Raw genomic sequence first — 9,545 nt, forward strand, 5'->3', positions numbered from 1 at the left:
TACTGTTGCATTCTTTTGAAAAATTGGTATTAAAATCAAATTAACGTATTAGGTACGTAGTTGCGCTTTAGCGCTCTTTATAATATTAGGAAAGAGCGCATTGCTGAATTTAAGTATGAATTGAAATGTAGAGACGTAGCATTGTTACGTCTTTACAGAGGTTTCAGTATCATAGGAAATAATTTTCCTACATCAAATCAGCAACGCCGGAAAGAGCGCTGAAGCGCAACTACGTACCTTAGCCGGGTGCATCTCATTTTTGAAAATATACTCGTAGGGGCGAAGCATTTCGGCAGTAAATCTCTGATTCTCACTGATAAATTATGTGCCGAAATGCTTCGCCCTTGCCAAAACCAGATGCACCCTATAGCAATCCTAAATCCATCAAGCGAACACACACTCTTTTCTTATCTTCCTACCCTTCGGGAACGGCTTCGCCGAACGCGAACTTCGCGCCTTCGCGGTTCGTTGAACAAATCTGGTTCACAAATGATTTAGACTTGCTATAAAACAAGCTTCCCAATTACCAATTACCAATTACCAATTCTCAATTCCCCAAAGTTTCAATTATTAGTTGTTGGGCCGCCGGGAGAAGGCACAGATTGAATCGGTGTCGGAGGCCAATTAGAGCGACTTCTGCTGAGAGTAGCCGACACCAAAGCATAGCCCAAAACAGCAGGAAGGACGATCGCACTCAAAAACACGATCGCCACTGCCCATGTCATCGCATTGGACATCGGGCCGTAATGACTGCGGTAAGGGTCAAACGTTGGTAAATTAGACCTCGGGGCATCCCTCAGCGCGATCGGACGTTTGAACCGCACCCGCCTGTCATCGAGCTTTTCGAGCAAAACCCAGCCAACTTCCGCCTCTTCCCGACACAGCTTGTGAAAAATCGCCGGATTGCGAAATAAATCGCTGCTAGCCCGGACAATCTTGTACTCCCAAACTGTCAAATCATCAGGATTGCGATCGGATTTTGGATTGCCATTTGCGATCGCATTTTCAGGCGCAGTCAAATTATCTTCTTGAGATTCGTACCGAGTCAAAACTTCCTCCTCCTCATCACATTTTTGCCCCGCAGCCAATTGCTCGCGGCTCACCAAGACACCCAGAATCCCAGCCTCCAAGCCGAGACTACCAACCATCAAACTCCAAACCAGAATTTCAGTCATAAAAGGAGTTATAAAGTTAAAAATTAAAACTAAAAAGACTCGCTTTTAACTTTCAATCTTTAATTTTAAAATAGCCTTCCACCACACAATCTGCACCCACCGCGTGCCAAGAAACCCGCTCTAAAGTCAAAGCATCAGTCATTGCTGAAAAGCCCAAATCTCCCACAGGAGTTGGAGCACCTTGGCCGCCGACAATTTTAGGAGCAATAAAAGCCATAATTTTCTGCACTGCACCTTCAGCAATTGCCGAAGCCGCCAAAGTGCCACCGCACTCCCACAGTACAGACATAAAAGATCGATCGTACAAATAAGTCATCACATTAGTCGGTGTCAGCGGTGACAACTCCACAACTTCCACCCCTTTGGCAATCAAAAATTCCTGAAATTCCGGCTTAACCCCAGGCTCAGTCAGTACCAAAGTAGCCGCCGAGGAGGTTTCCCACAACCAAGCCGACTTCGGCAAATCCAGAGAGCGGCTCATCACCACCCGCAAGGGATTGTTTCTGTCAGGCTGGTGGCTTGTTAGTTTCGGATTATCTAGACGCACCGTATTTCCCCCAACAATCACCGCATCGCAGCCGGCACGCACCCGATGTACCTCGCTCCGAGCTTCCTCGCCTGTCACCCAAGCGCTGTGACCGGTAGTAGTAGCAATTTTACCGTCTAAAGTCATCGCATATTTCAAAATTCCGAAAGGCTGGCGGTACAAAATCCGGTGTACGAAAGCCTCGTTGAGTTTCTGACAAGCTTCCCCTTCCACTCCCGCCACCACTTCAATGCCAGCATCCCGCAATCGAGCCAGCCCAGTGCCAGCTACCAATGGATTTGGATCGACCATTCCAGCCACTACTTTTGCCACCTTAGCCTTAACTAAAGCTTCGGAACAGGGAGGAGTCCGACCGTAGTGGTTGCAGGGTTCCAGGTTCACGTAAACAGTCGCTCCGGCGGCAAGTTCCCCCGCTTCCCGGAGTGCAAACACTTCGGCGTGAGGTTGGCCGGCACCGGGATGGAACCCTTCGCCGACAATCTTACCGTCTCGGACAACTACGGAACCGACGAGGGGGTTGGGTGCGGTTTTGCCGAGGGCGCGGCGGGCCAATTCTATGCAGCGGCGCATCATGGCTCGATCGAACTCTTGAATTGTGCTATTGTCCAGTTGTTTTGTACCTTGCTGCTGTCGATTAGCTAAGTTGGCGATCGGTTTAGCGTCCGCCTCAAAAGTTTCCATGAGATTTTGCTCTGATATCTAACCTAAGTTTAGTAAGTTTGATGCTAATTTTTGCGAACGGGCGACGATCGATTGTTGAGCCAAACTTTACGGTATCAGGATTGAAAGGCGATTAAAATGGCGATCGACCCCACACGCCCAAACAAATAGCTGTGAACTACCCAACGCTGACCTTCGGTACAGCGTGGGCTTCTGACTTCATTGGGGATTGCGTCAGCTTAGACTTACGTCCCAGCTTCGGACTCACATCCCCTCCATCAGCAGCAGTCCTGGTTCCCAAGACCGATAGCATTCTGATTCCTTCTGCTCTGATATTTATTGAGGCGTTTCCGTCCCTATCGTGATGAGTACCGCAACTAGGACAAGTCCATGTCCTAACGTCTAATGGCATTTCATTCACCTGATAGTGGCAATTTGAACAGAGTTTCGAGCTAGGAAACCATCGGTCAATCTCTACCAACACTTTACCTTCACGGTCTAGTTTGTACTGCAAGAAATTGACAAACATCCCCCAACCTACATCAGAAATTGCTTTAGCTAGTTTGTGGTTGCGAACCATGCCCTTAACGTGAAGGTTTTCGACTACGATGACTTGGTTGTCGTCAACAAGCTTTCTGGATAGCTTATGCAAGTAGTCTTGACGGACATTGCTGATTCGTTCGTGAACCCTAGCAACCAGTTTCCTGGCTCGATCTCTCGACCTGCTTCCTTTCTCCTTTCTGGCTAGTTTTTGCTGTTTTCTTTTCAGGTTGCGTTCATGTTTTGCTAAATGCTTAGGATTCGGGTATTTGGATGTCTTGATACCATCATTGACAACAGCAAAATCTTTCAATCCCAAGTCAATTCCTGCAACTTTTCCATCGGTGTGAGCAACTAATTTGTCTCCTTCGAGTTCTGTCAGCACAGAGGCATAGTATTTTCCTGAAGGGGTCATGCTGACTGTTACAGTTTTGATAATTCCTTCAATCGGTCGATGTAACTTGACTTTAACAATGCCGACACGACCAGGAAACTTGAGGAAACCATCAACAATTTTGACTGACTGCGGATACTGGATTGATTGCCTATTTTTCTTGGCTTTGAATCTAGGGTATTTAGCTCTCGACTCAAAAAAGTTCTTGTAAGCAGTTACCAATTTGAGCGTAGTCGCTTGCAAAACTTGAGAGTAACACTCCGACAACCATTGTGTTTCTTCTTGTTTTTTGAGATTTGGTAGGAGTTTGTTCAACGCAATTTGAGTCAAGCCTTTACCCGTGGCTTTGTAGGTTTCAATGCACAAGTTGAGTGCATGATTCCACCACCAGCGAGAGCATCCAAAGTGCTGAGATAGTATCTCTTGTTGTTCAGTTGTCGGATACAGTCTGACTTTGACGGCTTGATGCTGCATTGTTTTTACCTCTCTTTAGCATTATATACATTCTTGATAAAATTAGTCCATCTAGCTGGCAAATTTTACCGGGATTGACCGGATAAAATTTGCTTGGGGGAGTCCATGTATCCCAACGCTGACCCAACGGGTACAGCGTGGGACTTATCGCTCCCCCAAACCCCCTCAAAAGTTAAAAAACCATAGCAGGCGCTTAACAAAAAACCATGAGTCAGGACATGAAGCGGGAATTTGCCAGCCGCGACGAATTAATAGCCTACGTGCGCGAACAATTCCCCCAAACCACCGCCCGGGATAGCAACGTACCCCCAACCACAGGCGGGCGCCAAGCAGCCGAGACATTGCTGCAACAAGTCGATCCCAGCAAATACTCCTCAACCCGTAACTTTCTCAACGGTGCAGTAACGCGATTGTCGCCCTATTTGCGCTACGGCGTTTTGAGTCTTGCCGAAGTCCGAGATGCCGTACTAGCCAAGGTGCAGCATTCAGAAGATGCCGTGAAACTTGTCAACGAGTTGGGTTGGCGGGATTATTGGCAGCGGCTGTACGCCGAATTGGGCAAAAAGATTTGGGAAGACCGGGAACCATACAAAACTGGTTACACTAGCAAAGATTACAGCGAAACTCTGCCGCAGGATGTCGTCGAGGGCACGACTGGTTTAGTGTGCATCGACAGCTTCAGCCGCGAGTTGCGGGAAACTGGTTATTTGCACAACCACCAGCGGATGTGGATGGCTAGTTATTTGGTACACTGGCGCCGCGTGCGCTGGCAAGCTGGAGCTCGCTGGTTTTTGCAACATTTGCTAGATGGAGATCCGGCAAGCAACAATCTTTCTTGGCAGTGGGTAGCGAGCACTTTTAGTCACAAGGCTTATTTTTTTAATCGGGAAAATCTGGAACGTTACACTAAGTCAGTTTATTGTCGCGATTGTCCTCTGTACGGACAATGCGATTTTGAGGGAACTTACGAATATTTGGAGAGCAAGTTGTTTCCCAATGGCGAAAAGGTCGATCGCACGGGCGGTTCTCAAAGTTGGCAACGCCCTCAGAAAAAAAGGAAAAATTAAGTCAGTTGACAGTTGACAGTTGACAGTTGACAGTTGACATTAGGAAGAGGGAAGAAGTAATAAAAATAATTCAACTTTTTTACATTCCCAATTCCCAATTCCCAATTCCCAATTCCCAATTCCCAATTCCCAATTCCCAATTCCCAATTCCCAATTCCCAATTCCCAATTCCCAATTCCCTGGGTTTGGGACGATGCACTGATCGATGAATGGCAGTTAAGTCTCAAGCGAATGGTGTTTATTTATGAATGTTTACTAGAGTTGCCGGTAGTTATTCGGCGCGGCGATGTCGCTGCCGAAGTTATCGCTTTTGCTAAAGAATCCGGTGCGAATCAAATCGTTACAGCGGAAAGTCCCAGCCCTCGGTTTAAGGATATTTGCCGGGAAATTAGGAGGGAGTTTCCAGTAGAAGTTTTGCCACCCGAACCTTTTGTCCGCTACGATGGCTACATTGATTTGAAGCGTTTTTCCCGCTATTGGCGCGTTGCCGAAAAATATGTTTTTTAATTGGGGAATTGGGCATCGGGCATCGGGCATCGGGCATCGATCCGAAGAGAATTTGTAGCAACTAACTAATGACTAATGACTGCTGACTGTTAACTGTCAACTGTCAACTGTTAACTGTCAACTGTCAACTGTCAACTGTCAACTGACTTCAAGTCTCCTTCAAACGCTGCAACAGCCATTCAAATCTAGATTGAGCCAAATCAGGATTTTCGACATTTTGCCCGATCGCGCGATCGTCGTGGGGGTCTTGATATATTAAATAATCAGTATCTTCGCCGAAGCGTTTGACTGTACCCCGCAGTCTCGACGACAGAAATTTAGTAATCGCCCGATAAAATCGCAGGGAAAACAGCACGTCTTGCTCTAGTTTTTCAGTTAGCAGCCGCCTCGGAATTGACAGGATGAGGCATTCATCAATTGCCGTGACGCTAGCAGAAGGAAGCCTCCCGTCTACAAAAGACATTTCGCCCAACACTTCGCCGCAGATGATTTTTCCAATTTCTTTGTCGCCCAAAGATGATACAGCAACGCTCAAAGTTCCATCCAGAACTATGTACAGTGCGTCTAAGGGTTGACCTTCGACGATGAGAGTGGTGCCGGGGGGGACTGTGGTGCGGCTGCCGTTGGCGAGCATCCAATCGATGTCGCGATCGCTCAATTCGCCTAATATAACTAGAACTTTGCTCATAAAGTCAGGTTGAGAACAGATACTTTTTATTTTTTACTTGTTTAGTTGCGTGCTGTTAGGTCGTCAGATACTGAGCGATCGCGAAGGCTAAACTTTACTAAGACATTGAATTTTCCACAATAATGAATAATATCTAATAATTTTGACACGATCGAGCTACGACTGTTTGTAGGATCAATGATATTCTACATGACTTGTCCGGGACTGTGCAGGAGCCGATCGCCCTCGCCCAACTGCCCCAATTTAGACCCCCGAATTCCCTAAACAGTAAACAGTTGTCAAACCTTGCTGGATATTCGTTTCGAGCCGGTGCGCCCTCACGCAGCCGGATTTTTCCACTGTGGTGGCGGGCGGGTGCAGCGCCCTCATGTACAGCATTGTAGAATGCTCTGCGCGCGCGATCGACTTCCAGCTCCCAGATTCAAGAAGCTGCAAGTAAATCTAAAATCTAAAATCTAAAATCTAAAATCGACTGACTGACTGATGAAGCTCGTGGTTTCGAGGTTGTTTGCAGTTGCTTTTTTTGAGCAAAAGTGGTATAAGCACCATCAAGAGTGAACTCTCCCCTAGGATTGATTTTTAGATCGTCGAACTGTAAATTAAAATTAGTCGATCGACTAGCCTTCGGTTCTTGAATCTAATCAGCAGAGAGAGTTGACTCTAAGAGGGTTAAGTGCCAATCTAGGAACAACACAACTCATATTTGTGTCATTTTTCAGCAAAGGTCTCGACTAGAGCCCTCAAACACTTACCAGAAAGTTGGGTCTAAAGCCCCGTCCTTTTAGCACGGATTTAATTATCTAAATTTCTTGTTCAAGATGGTATAGTAGAGTAATACTACAGGTAGAATAACCGCCGATACACATGAGACACCAAGCTCAAACGACTGGTCGGGAAATAATAATAGTTAGTGGGTGGCGAACACCACGAAAAACATAGCTAGGGTAACTAACGTAACCCAGACCAGAAAACTAAAATCTTGAAGATTAAACGTACCGTGGGGCACACGGGAACAAGAGAGGAGACTCTCGCTTCGCTTGGGGAGATAAGCCCTCTGGGATTGCTCTTTCTTAGGCTCAAAACACAGGTTCTATCGAACGGGTTTTTGGTTTAAGTATTGCCGAAAGGATGGACAATTTTAAGGTATGTCTGTGAACCAAGAATCCCCGCGCGTTCACGCCAGGGAGTGTCAAACTTTTAACACACCATTCAATGAGGAGTGTCTTGTCACTAACCCCAGCTATCAAGGCATGGGGCTTGAAAGAGGAAGGTTTACCACCTTCTTAATTCAGGACTAAAACAGTGTCTAGCTTACGGGCTAAAAACCCAAACTGAACTATCTGGTGGTGGTACACCATTCATACGTTACTGGACGCCTCCCTAATCTGTAACCTCTGTGATAGTCAGTAGCGAAGGGAAATATACACATGGGCTTATCGCCACTTGTTATGCGATCGCGAACAAACAATGTCAGTCGGTAATTGTCAGGCGCGAAAGTGCTCTCTAGCAAAAGCACCCGGCATTTAGTAGTTCGCCCGGCGGTAGATAGATTAGGGGTCGGTAATTCCACCCCTAACACCAACCTAAAACTAAAATGTAAAGCCGTCCTAAAAGGACGGGGTTTCAAACCCATTTTTCTGATGAATAGTCTATTTTCCAAGTCTACTTTTGCGTTAATAAATCTTGCAGCTTTAGCAGTTTGTTGCACTACCATGTCAGCGAAAGCTGAAACCGGCAACTTGCCCGATATCGCTACAACCGCAAATGCGGCAACTCAAAATATTGACCAAATTTCCTCGCGGGCGGCAACTTCAGCAGTGAAAGCTGATGCCGAAATAACAGCTAGCAATACAAAAATTGATTCTATCAGTTCGATCGAACTAACACCAGCAGCAGAGCCAGCAGCCTCCGCACCGGCAGTCAACTCGGAAGCATCTGCGGCAGCACCGGCAGAATCCACAGCAGCAACATCGGAAATTGCTGTCCCAGCAACTGAGCAAAATACACCTACATCCATTGCTGCTGAAACCGAAAAATCGGCAGAAACAGCGAAAATTGCTGAGAATAGCGTTGAAATTCAGCAAAAATCCCAGATTGTGGCCGATCGACCTAATTCAGAACTGACAGCATCCAAGGAAGAAAAAGAAGTCAAAACAACACAAGAAGTGTTGAGCAACCCTGTCAGCACTTCCGCCTCAGCCCTGACGAACCAACCGAAAGTTGCCCAGAATCCCGCAACAGCCTCAGACAAACCTCAGATATTGGCTCAACCGGGCGGTACAACCGTCAAACCGGGCAGAGCTACCCGTTCAGGGCCCAGCTACATTGGTATTGGCGGTAACATCGGTTTTGGCGGAGATTCAGCCCTAGGCGACACTTCTTTTGCGATTCTTAGCAAAATTGGTTTGACGAACAATTTCTCGGTGAGACCGAGTGTTTTGTTCCGCGACAATCTAACTGTTCTAGTTCCAGTCACCTACGATTTTGTATCCCGAGAGGCCGTCGAAGTCAGCGATGATTTTGTGATTACCGCTGCTCCTTATTTAGGTGCTGGCGTAGCATTTTCTACCGGCGATGACGGTAATTTTGGCTTCCTGATTTCGGGAGGTATAGATGTGCCACTGTCGAGCAATTTTACAGCCACAGCAGGACTGAATATTGGTTTTCTCGACGGAACTGACGTGGGATTGTTACTAGGTGTTGGCTATACGTTCCCGAATATTGCCAGATAGTTTTGCTGTTTAAGCAAACGCATAACAATTAAATGAGCGCGGGGTTGGCTGTAGGAATACAGTCAACCTTTTTTGATGGTAGAAAATCTCAAGCAATCGAGGATATCGCAATTTGGAGGACACAGCAATAGCCTTTCTCTACCATCGGAGGACATGGCAATTTGGAGGACACTTAGTTGTATATAGCGGATCTAGCGAAAGATTCGCGGACGTTGTTGGGCTTGGGCCCTCTTAGTTTCAGTGGTTATATAGAACCAATTTGAGATCTTTAGGTGACAGGTGTCGCAGCTAATCTTTTAATCATCAGCCTAATAAAACACAGTTTAAGCTTGGCATTAGAACGTTTAAGTGTACGGTCAAAATTTTTGACTAAGCTTTTACACCTTTCCACCCAACCATTTGATCTTTCGATGACCCATCTAGCCACAACAGGCACAAATCCAGATTGCCATGAAAGCTTCTTTTTCGGCTTTTGATGGTTTGGCAGACAGTTCAAATTGAATCTTAGTCATAATTTCAGGGTAAATCGCTGACAGTGCTTGAGTCAGCTTGTCAGGGTGATAGCCGTTGTCTAACAAGATGGTCCTATATCGGCAAATCGGAAGGTTTAGATTTGAAGTAATCAATGTTATCAGGAAATTGGGTTTAAAACCCCGTCCTTTTAGCCCACATTCCGCAGATGTGGGTCGGATTTTTTTATCAGTTGTGAAAACTTGGAAGCCAAACGCTTTTGGGCTGAAATTATGCAGTGTTAGCCTTAC

General features: G+C 46.3%; 7 protein-coding genes and 1 pseudogene. 3 read left to right on the plus strand and 5 right to left on the minus strand.

Annotated elements, in window-relative coordinates; translation table 11 throughout:
- Positions 1-563: 563 nt before the first annotated feature.
- From JGK14_RS33455 to JGK14_RS33465, 3 genes are all read right to left on the minus strand, one after another.
- A complete protein-coding gene (locus JGK14_RS33455) occupies positions 564-1,175 on the minus strand; it encodes a hypothetical protein (RefSeq protein WP_293179518.1) in 612 nt (203 codons plus the stop codon).
- 52 nt (positions 1,176-1,227) lie between these two features.
- Complete coding sequence (ribD, locus tag JGK14_RS33460; RefSeq protein WP_293179515.1) at positions 1,228-2,403, minus strand: bifunctional diaminohydroxyphosphoribosylaminopyrimidine deaminase/5-amino-6-(5-phosphoribosylamino)uracil reductase RibD; 1,176 nt, start codon at positions 2,401-2,403, stop codon at positions 1,228-1,230.
- A 157-nt stretch (positions 2,404-2,560) separates the two neighbouring features.
- Positions 2,561-3,790 (minus strand): RNA-guided endonuclease InsQ/TnpB family protein, encoded by a 1,230-nt coding sequence (locus JGK14_RS33465; RefSeq protein WP_293179512.1) that lies wholly within the window; start codon positions 3,788-3,790, stop codon positions 2,561-2,563.
- A gap of 206 nt (positions 3,791-3,996) precedes the next feature.
- Between JGK14_RS33465 and JGK14_RS33470 the strand changes: the two genes are divergently transcribed.
- On the plus strand, positions 3,997-4,857 hold the full coding sequence (locus JGK14_RS33470) for an FAD-binding domain-containing protein (RefSeq protein ID WP_293314372.1): 861 nt from the start codon (positions 3,997-3,999) through the stop codon (positions 4,855-4,857).
- Between the two features lie 231 nt (positions 4,858-5,088).
- On the plus strand, positions 5,089-5,364 hold the full coding sequence (locus JGK14_RS33475; protein ID WP_293327976.1) for a hypothetical protein: 276 nt from the start codon (positions 5,089-5,091) through the stop codon (positions 5,362-5,364).
- A gap of 148 nt (positions 5,365-5,512) precedes the next feature.
- On the opposite strand, the gene JGK14_RS33480 is transcribed toward JGK14_RS33475, so the two are convergent.
- Positions 5,513-6,052, minus strand: a complete 540-nt coding sequence (locus JGK14_RS33480; RefSeq protein WP_293182970.1) for a cyclic nucleotide-binding domain-containing protein — start codon at positions 6,050-6,052, stop codon at positions 5,513-5,515.
- A gap of 1,640 nt (positions 6,053-7,692) precedes the next feature.
- Between JGK14_RS33480 and JGK14_RS33485 the strand changes: the two genes are divergently transcribed.
- Entirely contained in the window at positions 7,693-8,784 is a 1,092-nt protein-coding gene (locus JGK14_RS33485; protein ID WP_293182972.1) for an outer membrane protein, read from the plus strand.
- A 419-nt stretch (positions 8,785-9,203) separates the two neighbouring features.
- Here the strand turns inward: JGK14_RS33485 and JGK14_RS33490 are convergent.
- Positions 9,204-9,545, minus strand: a pseudogene (locus JGK14_RS33490) (hypothetical protein); the annotation flags it as partial.

It is taken from the genome of Microcoleus sp. PH2017_28_MFU_U_A, assembly GCF_020738035.1.
GTDB lineage: Bacteria > Cyanobacteriota > Cyanobacteriia > Cyanobacteriales > Microcoleaceae > Microcoleus.

Bases quoted from the DNA above. Each gene is read 5' to 3' on its own strand.
- JGK14_RS33485 (WP_293182972.1), top strand. From the start codon at position 7,693: ATGAATAGTCTATTTTCCAAGTCTACTTTTGCGTTAATAAATCTTGCA.
- JGK14_RS33455 (WP_293179518.1), bottom strand. From the start codon at position 1,175: ATGACTGAAATTCTGGTTTGGAGTTTGATGGTTGGTAGTCTCGGCTTG.
- JGK14_RS33480 (WP_293182970.1), bottom strand. From the start codon at position 6,052: ATGAGCAAAGTTCTAGTTATATTAGGCGAATTGAGCGATCGCGACATC.
- JGK14_RS33475 (WP_293327976.1), top strand. From the start codon at position 5,089: ATGGTGTTTATTTATGAATGTTTACTAGAGTTGCCGGTAGTTATTCGG.
- ribD (WP_293179515.1), bottom strand. From the start codon at position 2,403: ATGGAAACTTTTGAGGCGGACGCTAAACCGATCGCCAACTTAGCTAAT.
- JGK14_RS33470 (WP_293314372.1), top strand. From the start codon at position 3,997: ATGAGTCAGGACATGAAGCGGGAATTTGCCAGCCGCGACGAATTAATA.
- JGK14_RS33465 (WP_293179512.1), bottom strand. From the start codon at position 3,790: ATGCAGCATCAAGCCGTCAAAGTCAGACTGTATCCGACAACTGAACAA.